The organism is Aeromonas sp. R4-2 (genome assembly GCF_040908295.1).
GTDB lineage: Bacteria > Pseudomonadota > Gammaproteobacteria > Enterobacterales > Aeromonadaceae > Aeromonas > Aeromonas veronii.
Genome location: NZ_JBFODL010000013.1, coordinates 22,562 through 40,412, shown reverse-complemented (window position 1 = coordinate 40,412; position 17,851 = coordinate 22,562). Strand labels below are relative to the sequence as shown.

Genomic DNA, 17,851 nt, shown 5'->3' with positions numbered 1-17,851 from the left:
ATGCTGACAATTGCCGATCACACCTTCTCATCGCGCCTCTTTACCGGCACCGGCAAGTTTGCCCGCCCGGACCTGATGGCCGCCGCCATCGAGGCGAGCGGCTCCCGGCTGGTCACCATGGCCATCAAGCGGCTCGAGCCGGGCAAGGCCCATGACGATATCCTGAGTCCCTTGCTGCAACTCGGGGTCAAGCTGCTGCCCAACACCTCCGGCGCCAAGACCGCCGCCGAGGCGGTGTTTGCCGCCCATCTCGCCCGCGAGGCGCTGGGGACGAACTGGCTCAAGCTGGAGATCCACCCCGACCCGCGCTACCTGCTGCCCGATCCCATCGAGACGCTGAAAGCCGCCGAGCAATTGGTGAAAGAGGGCTTTGTGGTGCTGCCCTACTGCGGTGCCGACCCCGTGCTCTGCAAGCGGCTGGAAGAGGTGGGCTGCGCCGCCGTGATGCCGCTCGGCGCGCCCATCGGCTCCAATCAGGGGCTGGTGACCCGGGAGTTTCTCGCCATCATCGTCGAGCAGGCCAATGTGCCTGTGGTGGTGGATGCGGGGATCGGTGCGCCGAGCCACGCCGCCGCAGCCTTTGAGCTGGGTGCCGACGCCGTGCTGGTCAACACCGCCATCGCGGTGAGTGGCGACCCGGTCGCCATGGGCCGCGCCTTTGCGCTGGCCTGCACCGCCGGTCGCAGCGCCTATGAAGCTGGCCTTGGCGCCCGCGCCCTGCAGGCCCAAGCCTCCAGCCCGCTCACCGATTTTCTGGGGGCGTTATGAGTCATGAAACAGGGGCGACCATGAACATCTCCCCCTTGCCCCAAGGGCAGCCAGAGGTTTGCCCCCCTCTCCCTTGGGGAGAGGGGCTGGGGGTGAGGGCTAAGGAGCCTACCTTTCTCGACCGATGGCAAGAGCTGGAGTGGGACGATATCGGCATGCAGATCCGCGCCAAGACCGCTGCCGACGTGGCCCGTGCCCTGAGCGCCCCCCGCCGCACCCTGGCCGACTTTATGGCGCTGATCTCGCCAGCCGCCGAGGCGTATCTGCCGCAGATGGCGGCCGAGGCCGAGCGGCTCACCCGCCAGCGTTTTGGCAACACCATCGGCTTCTATGTGCCGCTCTATCTGTCGAACCTCTGCGCCAACGACTGCACCTACTGCGGCTTCTCCATGAGCAATCGCCTCAAGCGCAAGACCCTGAATGCAGAGGAGATTGAGCGCGAGTGTCTGGCCATCAAGGCGCGCGGTTTTGACAGCGTGCTGCTGGTGACCGGTGAGCACGAGCACAAGGTGGGGCTCGCCTATTTTCGCGAGGTGATGCCCATCATCCGCCGCCACTTCAGCACGGTGGGGATGGAGGTGCAGCCCCTCTCGCAGGCCGAATATGCCGAGCTGAAGAGCCTCGGCCTCGACGCTGTCATGGTCTATCAGGAGACCTACCACGCCCCCACCTACGCCCGCCACCATCTGCGCGGCAACAAGCGGGACATCGCATGGCGCCTCGCCACACCGGATCGGCTGGGCCGCGCCGGTATCGACAAGATAGGGCTGGGGGCACTCATCGGCCTCTCCTCGGATTGGCGCGCCGACAGCTACTTTGTCGCCGAGCATCTGAGCTGGCTTGAGCGCCACCACTGGCAGAGCCGCTACTCGCTCTCCTTCCCGCGCCTGCGCCCCTGCACCGGCGGACTGGAGCCTGCCGTCATCATGTCGGATCGCCAGCTTGCCCAGCTTATCTGCGCCTGGCGCCTCTTCTCGCCGACCCTGGACTTGTCCCTCTCCACCCGCGAGTCGGCCACGTTTCGCAACGGCGCGGTGCGCCTTGGCATCACCCAGATGTCGGCCGAATCGCGCACCCAGCCGGGGGGCTATGCCGAAGGGGATAAAGAGGAGCTGGAGCAGTTCGCCATCCACGACGACCGCCCGGTGGGTGAAGTGGCCGCCGCGGTGCGGCAGGCGGGGTTGCAGCCGGTGTTCAAGGATTGGGAGCCGTTTTTGGGTCGCTAACGACGTTTACACCTGCGGTAACAGACAGCGGCAAGCAGATCGGAGGGGCAGATCCCCGCCACTGCTTGCCGCTTTGCTTTGTTTGCTCCAACAAGATTGTTTCGTTGGTGAGACGATGATTCTTGATATCGTTTCGACAGTGCAAAAATCGTGAGTGCTGGTCAGCTTATTGAATGGGCCATTGCGACCATTAGCAATGGCCGATTTGGGGGATGAAAGTTGAATTACACCCCCAATTCTTCAAGGCACAAATTATATGGCGCCCCTTTGTTCAGAGCTGCTTGAGGTATTCGGTTAGCGAGAAGGGCTGAGCAAATTCCTTCATCCCTGCGAATCTGTCCAGTTCTGCCTGGCCAATCTTCTGTAGCTGGGTTTGCTGGGCGGGAGTTAGCGTGGTGGTCCTCGCTTCGATCAAGGTGTCGAGAAAACTGCGGTCTCCCTCTACGGCTTGATGGAACGCCTTGAGTGCCAGCGCATCGACCTCTGCTGCGGTGCAGCGCTCCATGCTTTTCTCATGCAGATAGATCAGCAAGGTTGCCTGCTGTTCCCTCTCCAGTGACCAGAAGAGGTCGCTTTTCGCGGGCAGTGTGGCGCTGTGTTGTGACTTGATCGCTTCACATCGCTCAAACACAGGATCCAGATCGTGGAGTGAGAGTGCCATAGAGCCCTGACATATAAAGAGCAGCAGGAAGGCAAGTTTACTTGTTATATGAGGCATGGACGCATTTCCAGAATTGGGATTCTTTACCTGTTGAAGACCATGCCATGGGTTCAACAACCTGATTCAATTTATGGCGAAGCATATTGGGGATCCCTTCCATTGCTTGACCATACAACTCCCAATCGTAATCGTTGATATTGTAAACCACGTCTTTGGCACTTCTTGGATCGCTGAAAATCGTATATAGCGGTGTGGCAGAAACAGCGAATGCAAGTTGATTTGCGCTATCCACCAGTTGATCAATTTGCTCAAGAGCATCTATTGAGCGGGAGCTCAGAGTCAACTCTTTGATCGGACAAGTGGCTATCCCCATGATACTCTCCTGTAGCTACCAGACATGAATGAGACCAAATGGATATCATTTATCCAGCCAATCGTCAAATTGAAGGGTTTGAAAATGGAAGGTATATCGTACTGTTATGAGGTAAGCAGAACAGTGAGAGATGGATATTTATCATGATGCTACTGGGCGTTTTTCTTATTGCGGCAATCTACATTTTTGCTGGTTTTGGGCGGCTTGAGGATAAGCGTTTTTTATTTGGTTTGCTCTTGATTATATTCTATCTTATCCTCTATTACACTTTCCCAGTTACTACTTCCGGCACTTCAATTTATATTGGCCGCTTGACCCAATATCTCCCTGTTTTTTCATATAGTTTGATATTGTTTGGTTCATTATTTATCCCATTTAAAAAAGGAGTTATATATATGGCTGGGTTTTTGGGGTTGTTGCTATCCATTTTTTCTCACTTTTTGTTAAGTGTCATTATTTAGTTTGGTAGTGGTTTTTGATAAGTTTGAAAAATGGAGGTGTAACTCATAGAGTTTGTTCAACTGATGGTTCTGTATATGGCAGTTCGATTTCTCTAAAATTCAAGGCGAATTGATACTTGCTTAAGCTAGCTTGATAGCAAGGTATTTTCTTAAATGAATTTTCCTCGAGCGCTAATTTTCCTAGTGATATTTTGTCTGATTTGGTTAGCCTACAACCTAAAAATATCCCAGTAATACATTCTACAGGGATATCAAAAAGGAAAATGGATGTCGGAACAGCAGCAATAAAAGAAAGTAGTTCGTTTAATATTGTCCCACTTGGAGAAAATCTCATCTCTTCCATATCATCTGTAGCACTGCCATCTTTTTCTTGTTTATCCATTAAGTCGCATAATTGATGGTTTATGGATGTTTTAATCACTCCTTTACATTCTTGAAACTTAAGAAGTGCAAGGTAGTTCTCATCATAGAAGTCTAGGATGTATTCATAGGTGTCTTTATTTATGATAAAGTAATCAGCATTCGATACTTTAGTTATTACTCGATGTTCTTTTTCATAAATCCAGTCATCGCTCTTAGTTAATAAGTTTCTTTTGGGTGAGGTGGTACATGGTAGTCTCTCATGTCTTTCTCTATTATATAATACCCGTTCAATAGAGTTACTCACAGATAATATTTTATTGAAGTGAGTATTCAAAGCATTGTAGTCAAATTCAATAACAATACCCTTATGCTCGTCAGCGTAGTGAGACCACATCAATAAGTTATTATAACTTTCCGTGAAAGAGATGATTCCTGTATCATCAAACCCTTCATCACTTGCATATTCTGAAATTTGTTGGAAGAAATCCTCTCGATGAGCATCTTCTAATATTTTATCTAGCGTATCTTGGTCCGGGCTGAGCTCAAAAGGGTCATTCAGTGCACAGCGTTGACTTAACCTAAGACTAGGTTTTTTAAAAAAATCAGGTCTAAATTTCATGTATTTGTAAATTTTATTCATTACAAATGCCTTGCTTCTTCAAAAAATAACTCACATGCCCCGGCGGCATATCGGGCAGCTGGCCAAAGACCTTGTAACCCTGCTTCTGATAGAAGGGGAGAGCCTGAAAACTGGTGGTTTCCAGATGGTAGTTGCTGATGCCCTTGCTTTGGGCGTACTGCTCCATGGTGCCCAGCAGGCGGCCACCCCAGCCATCGCGGCGGATGCTTTCGTCGATCCAGAGCCAGTCGACGTGCAGCCAGCCCCACTTGATGTCGGCGATGATGCCGCCGTGTACCTTGCCCTCTTCATCCTTGATAAAGCTGGCGATCCGCTCGCGCCGAAGTTCGTACAGTTGAGGGCCTGCCTGGCTTATGTTGTAGCCCGTCAGGCCAATGCGCAGCGCTTCAACATCATCGTCCTGAGGTGGTTGGGGTGGGGTGAGTTGCATATGGGCTCCTGCGGTATGGGTTGTGGCGGCGTTAAAGGGTTAAAGCAATACCCGTTTGGACTCTGTTTGGTCAAGTGTTCTGGTCGCTCGCCACCAAGCGTGCATGGTATGGCGCCAGTCAATGGTCCTTGCAACTTCCATCCCCCCTTGCATCACCCCAGAGTGAGGCGCAGACTATTTGGCCTTGTTTTTATGCGATTCGATTCAAGGCAACCATCATGACTCCTGCCATCAACCTGCTGAAGAAGCTCAAGATCCCCCACAAGCTCTACCCCTACGAGTGCGAAGCCCACGACGATTTCGGCAAGCATGCCGCGACCCAGCTCGGGATGCCGGAGGCGCAGGTGTTCAAGACTCTGGTCGCTCATCACGACAAGCAGGCGGTGGTGGCCATCGTTCCCTCATCCGGCATGTGCAGTCTGAAACAGCTGGCCAAGGCGACCGGCCTCAAGAAGGTGGAGATGATGAAACCGGCGGAGGCGGAGAAGCTGACCGGTTACAAGGTGGGTGGCATCAGCCCGCTGGCCCAGAAGAAACTGCTGCCCACCGTGCTCGACGAGTCGGCGCTGCAGTTTGACGAGATCCTGGTGAGCGGCGGCAAGCGCGGCCTCTCGGTCGGGGTGGCGCCGCAGGATATGCTGACGCTGATGAAGTGGATCGCCGCTCCCATCGGCGAAGAGTAGTGCCGGGCACGTTGTGAACCTGTCCTCCGGGCCTGTGGCGGCCCGGATAGCCCCACCTGTGAGCGGGCGCGTGCCCTGTGCTCAACGGGGTGCGTGCCAGTCTATAATGGGTGAACCCCGTTGTATGAGTTCAGCCATGATGTACCGACTTCTGTTGCTTTGCCTCTGTTTATCCCTCCCCTCTGCCTTGCTGGCTGCCACCCGTTTTACCCTGCTCAGCCCTGAAAACAGTCAGGATATGCGGATGCGTTATTACCGTGAGGTGATGCAGCTGGCGCTAGAGAAAACTCGCCCCGAATATGGCGACTACGAGTTGCTGGACTCCCTGCCGATGAACAAGGCGCGGATGCGGATCGAGGTGCAGGAGCAGGGCAAAAACGCCCTCTTTATTGTCGACAGCTGGCCTTATCAGGGGGAGGCGGTGGCGGATCAGGTGGCATCGATCCCGTTCCCGATCGATATGGGGATCCTCGGCTATCGGGTCTGTTTTGTCGGCTCGGATCGTGCTGCCGAGCTGGCGCGGGTGAACACCCTGGATCAGTTGCGCCACTTCACTCAAGGGGTGGGCACCGGCTGGCAGGATGCGGCGATCCTGCGCCACGGCGGGCTGACTGTGCATGAGGTGGATAACTACGAGTCGCTGTTTCGTATGGTGGCACGAGGGCGCATCGATCTCTTCTGTCGTGGGGCCAACGAGATCCTGCCGGAGTGGCAATCTCATCAGGGCAAGGTGGCCGGTTTGACGGTCGATCGCCATCTGGCCCTTTTCTATCCGTTGATCCACGTGTTCTACAGTAATGCCCGCTACGTTCAGGAGCGTGAGCGCCTTGAGCGCGGTCTGCAACTAGCCTGGCAGGATGGTTCGCTCAAGCGGCTCTGGCGCCATCACTTCCAACCCTCGCTGGTGTTTGCCAATCTGGGGGCTCGCCAGATTTTCCGGCTCGGCAATCCGCAGTTACCCAAGGGCGGTTTTGACTATCGTTCCTACCTTTACAACCCGCTGGCGGATGATTTCGGTTCACTGCCCTGAGCCGAGTTATCAGGTGCGCAGGCTCTGATAGAGTAAGGGAGAGATCATTGCCGCCAAGGATATGGCCCATGCGCGCATCTGCCTGCTCCCTGCTCCCTGCTCCCTGCTCTTTATCGCGTTGCTGCTGCCCGCCACCGGCAGCGCGGCTCCGGCCTTTACGCTGCGTACCTGCTTTGAAAACAGTGATTCCTACCCTTGGCTGCTGCAATCGGGGGAGGGGGTTGTGCAATATCACCTCAAGGCGGTTGCTACCGCTCTTGATGCCGAGATCGTGCTGACGCCGCTACCGTGGAAGCGCTGCCTCTCTCAGGTGAGCAGTGGCCAGATGGATGCGGCCATCAAGATGAGCTATAGCGTCGAGCGGGCGACCAAGGTGGGGGTCTATCCCATGCGTGAGGGTAAACCTGACCCCGCCAAGCGGCTGCTGACCGAGAGTTACAGTCTCTACCAGCTCAAGGGTGGCAAAAGCCAGTGGGATGGCTCCACCCTCAGGGTCAATGGCATAGTGGCGGCCCAGTCCGGATTTTCCATCGTCGACTTGTTGCAGGCTGCGGGAGCCGAGGTGGATGACTCCAGCCGTGACCCGCTGATCATGTTGAAAAAGCTGGTGATGGATCGGGCGCAGGCGACCGCCATCCAGACCGAGGTGGCCGACAGTATTCTGGTGGCTCATCCCGAGTTGCAGGCCCGCATCGAGCGGCTGTCGCCGGTGCTGGTGGAGAAGCCCTACTATCTGGTCTTCTCTCACCGCTTCTATCAGGCCCATCCCCGACAAAGCCGGCAGGTGTGGGATGCCATCGAGCAGGTGCGCGACTCTGCTGCCTATCAGCGTTATGCAACATCGCTCAGAAGCACACCTCCGGTGGGGGAGTAGGCTGATGGATGCGACTGGCCGAAAAGGGGAGGAGAGCGTGGGGGCGGGGCAGGGCCGAGCGGCCACGCTCAGGGGCTACACTGAAAGTACCCCTTCAGCCAAGGCGCGGTTTATGTCACCCCTGCATCTGCTGGCCGCCGCTCTGCTCTGCATGTTGTCGCTGACCGGACAGGCGGCCACCCGGTTTACCTATATCAGCCCGGAGAGCGAACGAGATCCGCGAACCACTTATGATCGGGAGCTGCTGCGGCTCGCCCTCGACAAGACTCGTGACCAGTTTGGCGATTATCTGCTGGAACCTGCGCCGCCCATGACCAAGGCGCGCGAGCGGGTCAGCATGCAGCTCGACAGCTATCCCAACCTCTTTGTAATGGACAGCTACAGCAGCACCCGCGAGGATCTGGGGCTCGCCTATGTCCGTTTTCCCATCCATCTGGGGATCGTCAGCTACCGCATCTGTTTTGTCAGCCCGCAGCAAAAGGGGGCGGTGAGCAAAGTGACTGACCTCAAGGGGCTGCGCCAGTTCACCTTCGGTCAGGGCAAGGGGTGGCTGGATGTGGATATCCTGCGTTACGCCGGGATGGAGGTGGTGGAGGTGGAGGGGTACGAGAAGCTGTTCAAGATGGTGGCGCGGGGCCGCTTCGATCTCTTCTGCCGCGGGGTGAGCGAGCTGCGCAGCGAGCAGCTGACCCACAAGGAGATGACGGACCTGCTGGTGGATGACGCGCTGTTGATCTACTACCCGCTGCCCCGGGTTTTCTACACCAATCCCAACAATCGCGAGGCACTGCAGCGGGTCGAGCGGGGGTTGCAGCTGGCGTGGCAGGATGGCTCGCTACAGGCGCTGTGGCGCAAGAGCTTTGGCCCGGCCATCGCCTTTGCCAAGCTCTCCCAGCGCCGAATGTTGCGTCTGGATAACCCCTTCCTCGACGGGATCAGCTTCGATTACCGCCCCTACTTCTACAATCCGCAAACCGATCGCTTCGGCGATTACTGAGGCGCCTGCCGCTGGCGGCAGAGGGCCAGCCAGGCCTCGGCGGTGCGGGAGAGATAGCGCTCGCTCGGCCAGATCACCCCGAGTCGCCAGCTAAGTTCTGGTTCCAGCGGTCGCAGCACCAGACCATCCGGGGTCAGCCGGTTGCAGACCGGCTCCGGCAAGAAGGCGACCCCCATGCCGCTGCGTACCATGGCGGTGAGAAAATCCCACTGGCTGCTGCGCGCCGCCACCTGCGGCACAAAGCCCGCCTCCTGACACGCCTGCTCCAGTCGCTCGCTCAGGGTAAACGCCTGGGTATAGAGCAGGAAGGGCTCATCTTGCAGTGATTCCAGCCGCAGCGGCGCATCGCCATGCCAGCGGGGTTGATCAGGCAACACTACCCGGATCGGGTATTGATCCAGCTCCAGCGCGCTGAGGGCCCCCCCCTCTTTGGTCGGCAGCATGGTGATGGCGAGATCCAGCTCCCCCTCCAGCACCGCCTGTTCGATGCGGCGACCGCCGTACTCCACCAGTGTCAGCTCCACCTTGGGATAGCGGCTGCGGTAGGCGCGGATCAGGTCCGCATAGACGTGACCCACCATGGGGGGAATGCCGAGGGTGAGGCGACCATGTTGCAGGCTCTGCAGATCCGCCAGTTCGGCCTCCAGCTGTTGCATCTCCGCCAATATGGTCTGGGCCCGGTTGAACAGCACCTGGCCGCTGTCGGTCAGGGTGAAGCGGCGCCCTTCCCGGTTGAGCAGGGGTTGGCCCAACTCCTCTTCGATATTGCGGATCATCTTGCTGATGGTGGGCTGGGTGACGAACAGCTTTTCAGAGGCGCGGGTGAAGCTCTTTTCCCGCACCAGTTCGACAAAATAGCGCAGGGCGCGAATATCCATGGACTCTCTCGACTCGTGTTGGCGGGTACGGGATGGAAGTATGCCTATGTGGCATGAATTTGATAATTTTAATTCATTTCTGGCAGGTTTTGCTCAACTCTATACTGTGAGCTGGTTCACAGAAAGACGATGATCATGAAAGCCCTCTGCTTGCGCTGGTTACAGACTCCCTTCCAGATTGTGTTGCTGGCAGCCATCTGGCTGCTGGCCGATACCGCGGTGCGTACCCTCCATCTGCCGCTGCCCGCCAATCTCACCGGCATGTTGCTGCTGCTGGCCTGCATCCTGCTCGGGGTGGTTAAGGCCGAGTGGTTCAGCGCGGGTGCTCGCTGGCTGCTGGCCGAGATGCTGCTCTTCTTCGTGCCCGCCGTGGTGGCGGTGGTCAACTATCAGGATCTGCTGCTGCAAGAGGGGTGGCGCATCATGGTGGTGCTGCTGGTGAGCACCACGCTGGTGCTCGGCACTACCGCGCTGGTGGTAGACCGGGTCTACCGCCTCGAACTGAAACTGGCCCGCCGGAGTCGTCGTCATGTCTGATACCCTGCTCGGGCTGATCTGTTTCGCCCTTACCCTGCTCTTCTACTACGCCAGCAAATGGCTCTACGGCAAGAAACGCATTCTGCCGCTGATGCCGCTGCTGCTGGCGCCGACCCTGCTGGTGGCCGTGGTGCTGCTGTTCCACATCCCCTATCAGGATTACATGGCGGAATCCCACTGGCTGCTCTGGCTGCTGGGCCCGGCGACCGTCGCCTTCGCGGTGCCGGTCTACGAGAACCGCCAGCTCATCCGCCGCCACTGGTTGTCGCTGTCGGTCGGGGTGGTTGCTTCCGTCATCATGGCGGTGGGGAGTACCGTGCTGCTGGCTCGCTGGCTGGATCTCTCCGACATGCTGCAACGCAGTCTGGCGATGCGCTCCATCACCACGCCGTTTGCGGTGGAGGCGACCCGCGCCATCGGCGGTCAGAGCGATCTCACTGCGCTGTTTGTGGTGCTGACCGGGGTGATTGGTATGGCGGTGGGGGAGAGCGTGCTGACCGTGCTGGCCATTCGCAGTCGCCTCGGCAAGGGGGCGGGCTTTGGCGCCTCGGCCCACGGTGCCGGCACCGCCAGGGCCTATCAGATGGGTAATGAGGAGGGAGTGGTCTCCAGCATGGTGATGATGATCGCCGGTATGGTGACCGTGCTGCTGGCGCCCCTGCTGGGCCGGATGTTCTGGTAGGCCTGGCTTCCCTTTAGAAGGCGGCTCGTCCCGGCGCTACACTCTAGTGAGCCTGTATTTCCGGGATGAGCAGTATGACCTTTCATCGCCTCGCTTCCTGCTTGCTGCTGTGCAGCCTTTCCCTCCTTGCCACTCCCCTACGGGCGAGCGACGTCATCACTCACATCAGCCCCGAGAGCGATCGGGACTTGCGTACCCTCTATTTTCGCGATCTGTTGCAGCTGGCGCTGGAGAAGACCCGCGACAGCTTCGGTGACTACGAGCTGCGAACCGCGCCGCCGATGAACCGTATCCGGATGCGACAGATTGTGCAGACTCAGCAATACCCCAATCTGTTTGTGGCCGACAGTCTGCGTCCGGCCGCAGAGAGCGGAGCGCTGGATTACGTCCGTTTTCCGGTGGAGCTGGGCATCCTCGGTTATCGCATCTGCTTTGTCAGTCCGCAGCAGGCCGATGCGGTGGCAAGGGTCAATACCCTGGCCGAGCTGCAGCAATTTCTGCACGGGCAGGGGCGTGGCTGGCAGGATGCTGAGATCCTGCGTCATGGGGGTTTCAAGGTGCAGGAGATCGACGGTTACGAGCGGCTGTTCAAGCTGGTGGCTCGCGGTCGCATCGACCTCTTCTGCCGCGGGGCCAACGAGCTCTTTATCGAGCAGGAGCAGCACAGTGATCTGCCCGGCCTCACCGTGGATCGGCGAGTGGCGCTGCACTATCCCTTCCTCCACCTCTTCTACACCCACAAGGATAATCAGGCCGCCATCCGCCGCATCTCGGTCGGGCTCAAGCTGGCGTGGCGGGATGGCTCGCTGCAACAGCTCTGGCTGCGCCACTTCAAACCTTCCCTCGATCAGGCACAGCTCCCCAGACGCCTGTTGTTCGAGTTGGCCAATCCGCGCTTGGATAAGGTGGATTTTGATTATCGGGCCTACCACTACAACCCCGTCGACGGGACGTTCGGGCCCGGGCTGCCTTGATCCTGATGGTGCTGTTCCCGGATAAAGGGCCGTCTCTGCTGATGAACCAAGTCATGCCAAAAAGGCATGTTTTTTATTATTTAAATTCATTTTTTGAAGGTTGGTGCGCTGCATATACTGGGGGTCGCTTCACGGTTCAGGTTTGCTCCTGCCCGCTTCTGGCTTGTGTGAGTGAGCCTGAATCGTCCTGCTGCGGCGTCTTGATGTTCTGCATGAAGGCGTCCATCACTGGGCCGGGATCGATCCCGGCAGGTATTACAGCTGACGGAGCCTTGTTATGTTTAATCCCCACTCTTGCGCCCTGATTGTCGAAGGGGGCGCGATGCGCGGCATCTTTGCCAGCGGCGTGCTCGATGCGTTTGTCGAAAGTCACCACTACCCGTTCGATTTCGTCATGGGCGTCTCGGCCGGTGCCACCAATCTGGTCTCCTATCTGAGCGAGCAGCCGCGCCGCAGTCACCACATCATCACCGAGCTGGCTTGCAGCTCCCGGTTTCTCGATCCCCTGCGTTTCGTCAAAGGGGGCGATCTGGTGGACATCGGCTGGCTGTGGCAAGCCAGTCGCCATCGCTTCCCGCTCGATCTCGACACCTTCTGCGCCCGCGACATTCCCTTCTACGCGGTGGCGACCGATGTGGCGAGCGGCAAGGCCATCTATCTGCCGGTGCGGCCCGACAACATGGATGAGGTGCTGACCGCTACCTGCGCCCTGCCGGTGGTGCAGCACGATACCCCCTGCGTCGATGGTCGCCCGATGGCCGATGGCGGCATCAGCGATTCCATTCCGGTGATCGAGGCCTATCGGCGCGGGGCGCGGCGGATGACGGTGGTGCTGTCGGAGCCCTGGGGATATCGCAAGAAGCCGGCCCGTTTCTGCTGGATGGTCAAAGCCTTGCTGAAAACCCAGCCTGCGCTGGCGCAAGCCATGCTGGAGCGGGATCGCGCCTACAACCGGGCGCTCGATTTCATCGCCAATCCCCCTGCCGATTGCGAGATCGAGGTGATCGCGCCACCGGCCGATTTCATGGTTTCCCGTTTTACCCAGGATCCGGTCAAGCTGGAGTCCGGCTATCTGCAGGGTTACTGGCAGGGGCGCCAGAGCCTGCTGCGGGCCCGTGGAGAGGCGCGAGCGGTGGCCTGACTGGTTTGCCGGGTGCTGAATATGATGCGCTGAACATAAAAAGGGGAACCTCGCGGTTCCCCTTTTGCATGCTTGTGCGGCAGTCGTTGATTACAGCATCTGCTTGAGGCGATAGAGCAGGTCCAGTGCCTGACGGGGGGTGAGCTCGTCCGGGCGCACCGCTTCCAGCTCTTCCACCACCGGATGAGGCTGCGGGGCGAGAGTCACCGGAGCCGGGCGGCTTTCACCTGCGGCGACCGGGGTGGCACTCTCCAGCTCGTGCAGTTTGTGACGGGCCTGCTGGATCACCGATTTGGGTACCCCCGCCAGCGCCGCCACTTGCAGACCGTAGGAGCGGCTGGCCGCCCCCTCCTGCACCGCATGCATGAAGGCGATGGTGTCGCCGTGCTCCACCGCATCCAGGTGGACGTTGGCCAGCCCGCTCATCAGCTCCGGCAAGCGGGTCAGCTCGAAGTAGTGGGTGGCAAACAGGGTGTAGGCGCCAATCTTGCTCGCCAGCTGCTCGGCGCAGGCCCACGCCAGCGAGAGGCCGTCGTAGGTGCTGGTGCCGCGGCCAATTTCGTCCATCAGCACCAGACTGCGGGCGGTGGCGTTGTTGAGGATGTTGGCGGTCTCGGTCATCTCCACCATAAAGGTGGATCGGCCGGAGGCGAGATCATCCGATGCCCCGATGCGGGTGAAGATGCGGTCGATGGGGCCGATGCGGGCGCTGTCGGCGGGGACGAAGGCACCGATATGGGCCAGCAGCACGATCAGCGCGGTCTGGCGCATGTAGGTCGATTTACCGCCCATGTTGGGGCCGGTGATGATCAGCATCCGCCGCTCCCGCTCCAGCCTGATGGGGTTGGCGATAAAGGGGTCTGTCATCACCTGCTCAACCACCGGATGGCGGCCCGCCTCGATCAGGATCTGATCTTCGTCAATGAGGGTGGGGCAGCGGTAGTCGAGGGTCTCGGCCCGCTCGGCCAGGTTGGCCAGCACGTCCAGCTCCGCCAGTGCGGCGGCAGAATCCTGCAGATCGCCGAGGTGGGGCAGCAGGGCATCGAGCAGCTCTTCGTAGAGCCGTTTCTCCAGCGCAAGCGCCTGGGACTGGGCGGTGAGTACCTTGTCCTCGTACTTCTTCAGCTCATCGATGATGTAGCGTTCGTTGTTCTTGAGGGTTTGACGGCGGATGTAGTGGGCCGGCACCAGATGGCTGTTGGCGCGGCTCACCTCGATATAGAAGCCGTGCACCTTGTTGTAACCCACCTTGAGGGTGTTGATGCCGGTCAGCAGCTTCTCCCGCTCTTCGATGCGGGCGAGGCTGGCGGTGGCGCCGTTGGCGAGATCCCGTAGCTCGTCCAGCTCCTGATTGAAGCCGTCACGGATGACGCCACCATCGCGGATCAGCACCGGCGGCACCTCCATCACCGCGCGCTCCAGCAGGTCGAGCAGCTCGGGGAAGGTGCTGGCCCGCTCGGCCAGCTGTTGGACCGCTTCGTGCTCGTTGTCCGCCAGCAGGCGCTGTAGCTCGGGCAACTGGGCGAAGGCCTGACGCAGGCGGGTGAGGTCGCGAGGACGGGCCGAGCGCAGGGCGAGACGGGCCAGCACCCGCTCCACATCACCCACCTGACGCAGCAGGTTGCCCAACTCGTCGTAGAGGTTCTGCTCAATGAGCTCCTTGATGGTGCTCTGGCGACCTTTCAGGATCACCCGATCGCGGATCGGCTGGTGGATCCAGCGCTTGAGCAGCCGGCTGCCCATGGGGGTGGCGGTGCGATCCAGCACCTCGGCCAGGGTATTTTCATAGCCACCAGCCAGATTCTGGGTCAGCTCCAGATTGCGGCGGGTGGCGGCATCCATGATGACCGCGTGATCCGGCTGCTCGAGGCGCACGTTGCGGATGTGGGGCAGGGCGGTACGTTGGGTGTCCTTGACGTACTGCATCAGGCAGCCAGCGGCGCACAGGGCGGTTTCGCTCTTGTCGACGCCAAAGCCCACCAGATCCTGGGTGCCGAACTGCTGGCAGAGCAGCTTGCGAGCGGTGCCCAGCTCGAACTCCCACTCCGGGCGGCGACGCAGGCCGCGGCGGCCCTCGATATGGTGCAGAAACTCGAAGGATTCCGGGTAGAGCAGTTCGGCCGGATTGGTGCGCTGCAGCTCTGCCAGCAGGGTCTCTTCTTTCTCGAACTGGTTGATGAAGAAGCGGCCGGAGCCGATGTCCATGGTGCCATAGCCGAAGCGGCGGCCATCGTGGTAGACGGCGGCGATCAGGTTGTCCTGTCGCTCGCTGAGCAGCGCCTCGTCGGAGACGGTGCCCGGGGTGATGATGCGAATAACCTTGCGCTCCACCGGCCCCTTGCTGGTGGCGGGATCCCCCACCTGCTCGCAGATGGCGGCGGATTCGCCAAGCTGCACCAGCTTGGCCAGATAGCCCTCGATGGCGTGATAGGGAACACCCGCCATCGGGATGGGGCTGCCGGCCGACTGGCCGCGCTTGGTCAGGGAGATATCGAGCAGCTGGGAGGCCTTGCGGGCATCGTCATAGAACAGCTCGTAGAAGTCGCCCATCCGGTAGAACAGCAGGATCTCCGGGTTCTCGGCCTTGAGGCCGAGGTACTGCTGCATCATGGGCGTGTGGGCGCTCAGATTGGCGCCGGGAGCGGAGCTTGTGGCGCCGCTGGCTTGGTGTTGTGCGGTCATGTTCTGTTCCAGAAGGGGCCTCTGCGGGCCAATGTCTGCGGTGATGAGCCTTGAGCTTGATGGCGCCATTCTACACATAAGCGCTGCGACGGGGGAGCGGGTGTTCCGGGCGCGGTTGTTCTGCACTATTGAAGGCATGACACAGGTGCGGCACCGCACATTGCGGCAGGCAAGGGCGGTCAGCCGTGGTTGCGGGCGGCGCTAGCGGGATCGCATAATGTGCCTCTTGAGCGGATCAGAAGGAGTCGTGATGAAACTGGATGCAGAGATAGAGCACCTTGCCATCGAGCTGGGACGGGCCCTCGGTCAGCGGGGCTGGCTGGCGACGACCGCCGAATCCTGTACCGGCGGCGGGGTGGCCAGCGCCATCACCGACATCGCGGGCAGCTCCGGCTGGTTCGATCGCGGATTTGTCACCTACACCAACGAGGCCAAGCAGCAGATGTTAGGGGTGAGCAGCGATAGCCTTGAACAGCACGGTGCGGTGAGTGAAGCCGTGGTGCTGGAGATGGCCCGCGGCGCGCTGGCGCACTCGTCTGCCTCCATCAGCGTTGCTATCAGTGGCATCGCCGGCCCCGGCGGCGCCACCGAGGGCAAGCCGGTAGGCACCGTCTGGTTCGCCTGGACCGACCGCAACGGCCGTCACCACTCCCTGCTCGCCCGCTTCGACGGGGATCGCCGACAGGTGCGCCAGCAGGCGGTGAGACAGGCCTTGTCGGGTCTGTTGGCCCTGCTTAGATAAATTGGGCTTGATACTGTATGAATAGACAGTATACTTAGCCCAACTTCACTTCTTACTCACGATTTCCAGCGGAGATTGGCATGGATCAGAACAAACAGAAGGCACTGGCGGCTGCGCTGGGTCAGATTGAAAAGCAGTTCGGCAAAGGTTCCATCATGCGTCTGGGCGACAGCAAGACCATGGATATAGAAGCCATCTCTACCGGTTCCCTCTCGCTGGACGTGGCGCTGGGCATTGGCGGTCTGCCGTGTGGCCGTATCGTCGAAATCTACGGCCCGGAATCTTCCGGTAAAACCACCCTCACCCTGCAGGTGATCGCGGAAGCCCAGAAGAAGGGCAAAACCTGTGCCTTCGTCGATGCGGAACACGCCCTCGACCCCATCTATGCTGCCAAGCTGGGCGTCAACGTCGACGACCTGCTCATTTCCCAACCGGATACCGGTGAACAGGCGCTGGAGATCTGCGACATGCTGGTTCGCTCCAACGCGGTTGACGTCATTATCGTCGACTCCGTGGCAGCCCTGACCCCGAAAGCGGAAATTGAAGGCGAGATGGGTGACTCCCACGTTGGCCTGCAGGCCCGTCTGATGTCCCAGGCACTGCGCAAGCTGACTGCCAACATCAAGAACGCCAACTGCCTGTGCATCTTCATCAACCAGATCCGGATGAAGATCGGCGTCATGTTCGGTAGCCCGGAGACTACCACTGGTGGTAACGCGCTCAAGTTCTACGCCTCCGTGCGTCTGGATATCCGTCGTATCGGCGCCATCAAGGAAGGCGACGAAGTGGTCGGTAACGAGACCCGCGTTAAAGTGGTCAAGAACAAGGTTGCCCCGCCCTTCAAGCAGGCTGAATTCCAGATCTTCTACGGTGCCGGTATCTCCAAAGAGGGTGAGCTGGTGGATCTCGGCGTCAAGCACAAGCTGATCGACAAGGCCGGTGCCTGGTACAGCTACAACGGCGAGAAGATCGGTCAGGGCAAGGCCAACGTGATGAAGCTGTTCGCCGAGAACAAGGTGATGGCTGGTGAAGTGGAGGCTCGTCTACGCGAGCTGCTGCTCTCCGGCACAGTGCCTGTCGATGACAAGGCTGCTCCGGTTGAGGCAGACGAGTTCGATGCCGAAAGCGAACAAGAGTTCGAATAAGGAACAAAGGAAGGCCGGGTTGATACCCGGCCTTGTTATTTATGATGGTTGATGAATCCGTTACCGAACCGGTCGAGCCTGCCGAACCGACCTTTGCCGAGCAGCTGGCCGCTGCCCGTGCTTATGCCATGCGCAGTCTGGCCCGTCGCGAGAGTGCCGAGTCAGAGCTGGCCAACCGGCTGCGCCAGCAGGGCTTCAATGAAGAGGTGATCGAGGCGGTGGTCGACTACTGCCGCGGTTACAACTGGGTCAATGACGAACGTTACGGCGGTATGGCTGTACGTGCCGGTGCCGCCAAGGGCCATGGCCCCATCAAGATCCGCTTCGATCTGCGCCGCAAGGGGCTCGACGATATGCAGATTGATGCCGCGTTCGATCAGCCGGAGCTGGACTGGTTCGAACTGGCGTTTGCCCTGCTCGAACGGCGCGCCCGGGTGGCCGATCTGGCGGATTTCAAGCTGCGGATGAAGTGGCTCAAGTATCTGCTGGGGCGCGGCTTTACCCAGGATCAGGCACGTTACGCTATCTCTGCCCTGCAGGAGCGGGAGGAGTAACGCCACTGCG

20 protein-coding genes are annotated in these 17,851 nt (G+C 59.4%); 14 read left to right on the top strand and 6 right to left on the bottom strand.

All coding sequences use genetic code 11. The annotated features are described in order from the left end of the window. Together AB5Y99_RS09965 and thiH are read left to right on the top strand one after the other, a co-directional pair. On the top strand, positions 1–768 hold the full coding sequence (locus AB5Y99_RS09965) for a thiazole synthase (protein WP_182963022.1): 768 nt from the start codon (positions 1–3) through the stop codon (positions 766–768). A gap of 20 nt (positions 769–788) precedes the next feature. Then, positions 789–1,994 carry a 2-iminoacetate synthase ThiH gene (gene thiH / locus AB5Y99_RS09960; protein WP_368209652.1) on the top strand — a complete coding sequence of 402 codons (1,206 nt, stop codon included), beginning with the start codon at positions 789–791 and terminating at the stop codon, positions 1,992–1,994. Positions 1,995–2,265: 271 nt separating this feature from the next. Here the strand turns inward: thiH and AB5Y99_RS09955 are convergent, their stop codons facing one another. Together AB5Y99_RS09955 and AB5Y99_RS09950 are read right to left on the bottom strand one after the other, a co-directional pair. Next, positions 2,266–2,655 (bottom strand): hypothetical protein, encoded by a 390-nt coding sequence (locus AB5Y99_RS09955; protein ID WP_234822020.1) that lies wholly within the window; start codon positions 2,653–2,655, stop codon positions 2,266–2,268. A gap of 37 nt (positions 2,656–2,692) precedes the next feature. After that, the gene (locus AB5Y99_RS09950) at positions 2,693–3,028 is read right to left on the bottom strand and encodes a hypothetical protein (RefSeq protein ID WP_033112521.1); all 336 of its coding nucleotides are present in this window, start codon (positions 3,026–3,028) and stop codon (positions 2,693–2,695) included. Positions 3,029–3,171: 143 nt separating this feature from the next. On the opposite strand from AB5Y99_RS09950, the gene AB5Y99_RS09945 reads away from it, so the two are divergent. Next, on the top strand, positions 3,172–3,489 hold the full coding sequence (locus AB5Y99_RS09945) for a hypothetical protein (RefSeq protein WP_323893663.1): 318 nt from the start codon (positions 3,172–3,174) through the stop codon (positions 3,487–3,489). 43 nt (positions 3,490–3,532) lie between these two features. On the opposite strand, the gene AB5Y99_RS09940 is transcribed toward AB5Y99_RS09945, so the two are convergent. Then, on the bottom strand, positions 3,533–4,492 hold the full coding sequence (locus tag AB5Y99_RS09940) for a DUF2971 domain-containing protein (RefSeq protein WP_323893661.1): 960 nt from the start codon (positions 4,490–4,492) through the stop codon (positions 3,533–3,535). After that, on the bottom strand, positions 4,485–4,922 hold the full coding sequence (locus AB5Y99_RS09935) for a GNAT family N-acetyltransferase (RefSeq protein ID WP_368209621.1): 438 nt from the start codon (positions 4,920–4,922) through the stop codon (positions 4,485–4,487). The genes AB5Y99_RS09940 and AB5Y99_RS09935 overlap by 8 nt, the downstream gene beginning before the upstream one ends. A gap of 218 nt (positions 4,923–5,140) precedes the next feature. Between AB5Y99_RS09935 and ybaK the strand changes: the two genes are divergently transcribed. From ybaK to AB5Y99_RS09915, 4 genes are all read left to right on the top strand, one after another. Then, positions 5,141–5,605, top strand: a complete 465-nt coding sequence (ybaK, locus tag AB5Y99_RS09930) for a Cys-tRNA(Pro) deacylase (protein ID WP_368209620.1) — start codon at positions 5,141–5,143, stop codon at positions 5,603–5,605. 136 nt (positions 5,606–5,741) lie between these two features. Further along, positions 5,742–6,635 carry a hypothetical protein gene (locus AB5Y99_RS09925; protein ID WP_193860481.1) on the top strand — a complete coding sequence of 298 codons (894 nt, stop codon included), beginning with the start codon at positions 5,742–5,744 and terminating at the stop codon, positions 6,633–6,635. Positions 6,636–6,696: 61 nt separating this feature from the next. Beyond that, positions 6,697–7,509 carry a substrate-binding periplasmic protein gene (locus AB5Y99_RS09920; RefSeq protein WP_368209618.1) on the top strand — a complete coding sequence of 271 codons (813 nt, stop codon included), beginning with the start codon at positions 6,697–6,699 and terminating at the stop codon, positions 7,507–7,509. A 112-nt stretch (positions 7,510–7,621) separates the two neighbouring features. Continuing rightward, positions 7,622–8,506 (top strand): transporter substrate-binding domain-containing protein, encoded by an 885-nt coding sequence (locus AB5Y99_RS09915; protein ID WP_368209616.1) that lies wholly within the window; start codon positions 7,622–7,624, stop codon positions 8,504–8,506. On the opposite strand, the gene AB5Y99_RS09910 is transcribed toward AB5Y99_RS09915, so the two are convergent. Continuing rightward, on the bottom strand, positions 8,500–9,384 hold the full coding sequence (locus AB5Y99_RS09910; RefSeq protein WP_368209615.1) for a LysR substrate-binding domain-containing protein: 885 nt from the start codon (positions 9,382–9,384) through the stop codon (positions 8,500–8,502). The genes AB5Y99_RS09915 and AB5Y99_RS09910 overlap by 7 nt on opposite strands. Before the next feature lie 135 nt (positions 9,385–9,519). Between AB5Y99_RS09910 and AB5Y99_RS09905 the strand changes: the two genes are divergently transcribed. The 4 genes from AB5Y99_RS09905 (at position 9,520) to AB5Y99_RS09890 (ending at position 12,718) form a co-directional block, all read left to right on the top strand. After that, complete coding sequence (locus AB5Y99_RS09905) at positions 9,520–9,921, top strand: CidA/LrgA family protein (RefSeq protein ID WP_040069042.1); 402 nt, start codon at positions 9,520–9,522, stop codon at positions 9,919–9,921. After that, positions 9,914–10,603, top strand: a complete 690-nt coding sequence (locus AB5Y99_RS09900; protein WP_005341581.1) for an LrgB family protein — start codon at positions 9,914–9,916, stop codon at positions 10,601–10,603. Before AB5Y99_RS09905 ends, AB5Y99_RS09900 begins: the two co-directional genes overlap by 8 nt. A gap of 74 nt (positions 10,604–10,677) precedes the next feature. After that, on the top strand, positions 10,678–11,577 hold the full coding sequence (locus AB5Y99_RS09895; RefSeq protein WP_368209613.1) for a hypothetical protein: 900 nt from the start codon (positions 10,678–10,680) through the stop codon (positions 11,575–11,577). Positions 11,578–11,854: 277 nt separating this feature from the next. Continuing rightward, positions 11,855–12,718, top strand: coding sequence for a patatin family protein (locus AB5Y99_RS09890; RefSeq protein WP_005357796.1), 864 nt, complete (start codon positions 11,855–11,857; stop codon positions 12,716–12,718). 90 nt (positions 12,719–12,808) lie between these two features. Here AB5Y99_RS09890 and mutS read toward each other — a convergent pair whose 3' ends face one another. After that, entirely contained in the window at positions 12,809–15,328 is a 2,520-nt protein-coding gene (gene mutS / locus AB5Y99_RS09885; protein ID WP_216956903.1) for a DNA mismatch repair protein MutS, read from the bottom strand. A 322-nt stretch (positions 15,329–15,650) separates the two neighbouring features. Here mutS and pncC point away from each other — a divergent pair, with 322 nt between their 5' ends. The 3 genes from pncC (at position 15,651) to AB5Y99_RS09870 (ending at position 17,841) form a co-directional block, all read left to right on the top strand. Further along, positions 15,651–16,142: a nicotinamide-nucleotide amidase gene (pncC, locus tag AB5Y99_RS09880; protein WP_216956522.1), complete on the top strand. Its 492-nt coding sequence runs from the start codon at positions 15,651–15,653 to the stop codon at positions 16,140–16,142. Between the two features lie 80 nt (positions 16,143–16,222). Then, positions 16,223–17,287 carry a recombinase RecA gene (gene recA / locus AB5Y99_RS09875; protein ID WP_368209611.1) on the top strand — a complete coding sequence of 355 codons (1,065 nt, stop codon included), beginning with the start codon at positions 16,223–16,225 and terminating at the stop codon, positions 17,285–17,287. 44 nt (positions 17,288–17,331) lie between these two features. Further along, entirely contained in the window at positions 17,332–17,841 is a 510-nt protein-coding gene (locus AB5Y99_RS09870) for a regulatory protein RecX (protein WP_043822097.1), read from the top strand. The last annotated feature ends 10 nt before the right edge of the window (positions 17,842–17,851 follow it).

Coding starts and splice junctions, on each gene's coding strand:
- AB5Y99_RS09965 (WP_182963022.1), top strand. CDS start 1: ATGCTGACAATTGCCGATCACACCTTCTCATCGCGCCTCTTTACCGGC.
- thiH (WP_368209652.1), top strand. CDS start 789: ATGAACATCTCCCCCTTGCCCCAAGGGCAGCCAGAGGTTTGCCCCCCT.
- AB5Y99_RS09955 (WP_234822020.1), bottom strand. CDS start 2,655: ATGGCACTCTCACTCCACGATCTGGATCCTGTGTTTGAGCGATGTGAA.
- AB5Y99_RS09950 (WP_033112521.1), bottom strand. CDS start 3,028: ATGGGGATAGCCACTTGTCCGATCAAAGAGTTGACTCTGAGCTCCCGC.
- AB5Y99_RS09945 (WP_323893663.1), top strand. CDS start 3,172: ATGATGCTACTGGGCGTTTTTCTTATTGCGGCAATCTACATTTTTGCT.
- AB5Y99_RS09940 (WP_323893661.1), bottom strand. CDS start 4,492: ATGAATAAAATTTACAAATACATGAAATTTAGACCTGATTTTTTTAAA.
- AB5Y99_RS09935 (WP_368209621.1), bottom strand. CDS start 4,922: ATGCAACTCACCCCACCCCAACCACCTCAGGACGATGATGTTGAAGCG.
- ybaK (WP_368209620.1), top strand. CDS start 5,141: ATGACTCCTGCCATCAACCTGCTGAAGAAGCTCAAGATCCCCCACAAG.
- AB5Y99_RS09925 (WP_193860481.1), top strand. CDS start 5,742: ATGATGTACCGACTTCTGTTGCTTTGCCTCTGTTTATCCCTCCCCTCT.
- AB5Y99_RS09920 (WP_368209618.1), top strand. CDS start 6,697: ATGGCCCATGCGCGCATCTGCCTGCTCCCTGCTCCCTGCTCCCTGCTC.
- AB5Y99_RS09915 (WP_368209616.1), top strand. CDS start 7,622: ATGTCACCCCTGCATCTGCTGGCCGCCGCTCTGCTCTGCATGTTGTCG.
- AB5Y99_RS09910 (WP_368209615.1), bottom strand. CDS start 9,384: ATGGATATTCGCGCCCTGCGCTATTTTGTCGAACTGGTGCGGGAAAAG.
- AB5Y99_RS09905 (WP_040069042.1), top strand. CDS start 9,520: ATGAAAGCCCTCTGCTTGCGCTGGTTACAGACTCCCTTCCAGATTGTG.
- AB5Y99_RS09900 (WP_005341581.1), top strand. CDS start 9,914: ATGTCTGATACCCTGCTCGGGCTGATCTGTTTCGCCCTTACCCTGCTC.
- AB5Y99_RS09895 (WP_368209613.1), top strand. CDS start 10,678: ATGACCTTTCATCGCCTCGCTTCCTGCTTGCTGCTGTGCAGCCTTTCC.
- AB5Y99_RS09890 (WP_005357796.1), top strand. CDS start 11,855: ATGTTTAATCCCCACTCTTGCGCCCTGATTGTCGAAGGGGGCGCGATG.
- mutS (WP_216956903.1), bottom strand. CDS start 15,328: ATGATGCAGCAGTACCTCGGCCTCAAGGCCGAGAACCCGGAGATCCTG.
- pncC (WP_216956522.1), top strand. CDS start 15,651: ATGAAACTGGATGCAGAGATAGAGCACCTTGCCATCGAGCTGGGACGG.
- recA (WP_368209611.1), top strand. CDS start 16,223: ATGGATCAGAACAAACAGAAGGCACTGGCGGCTGCGCTGGGTCAGATT.
- AB5Y99_RS09870 (WP_043822097.1), top strand. CDS start 17,332: ATGGTTGATGAATCCGTTACCGAACCGGTCGAGCCTGCCGAACCGACC.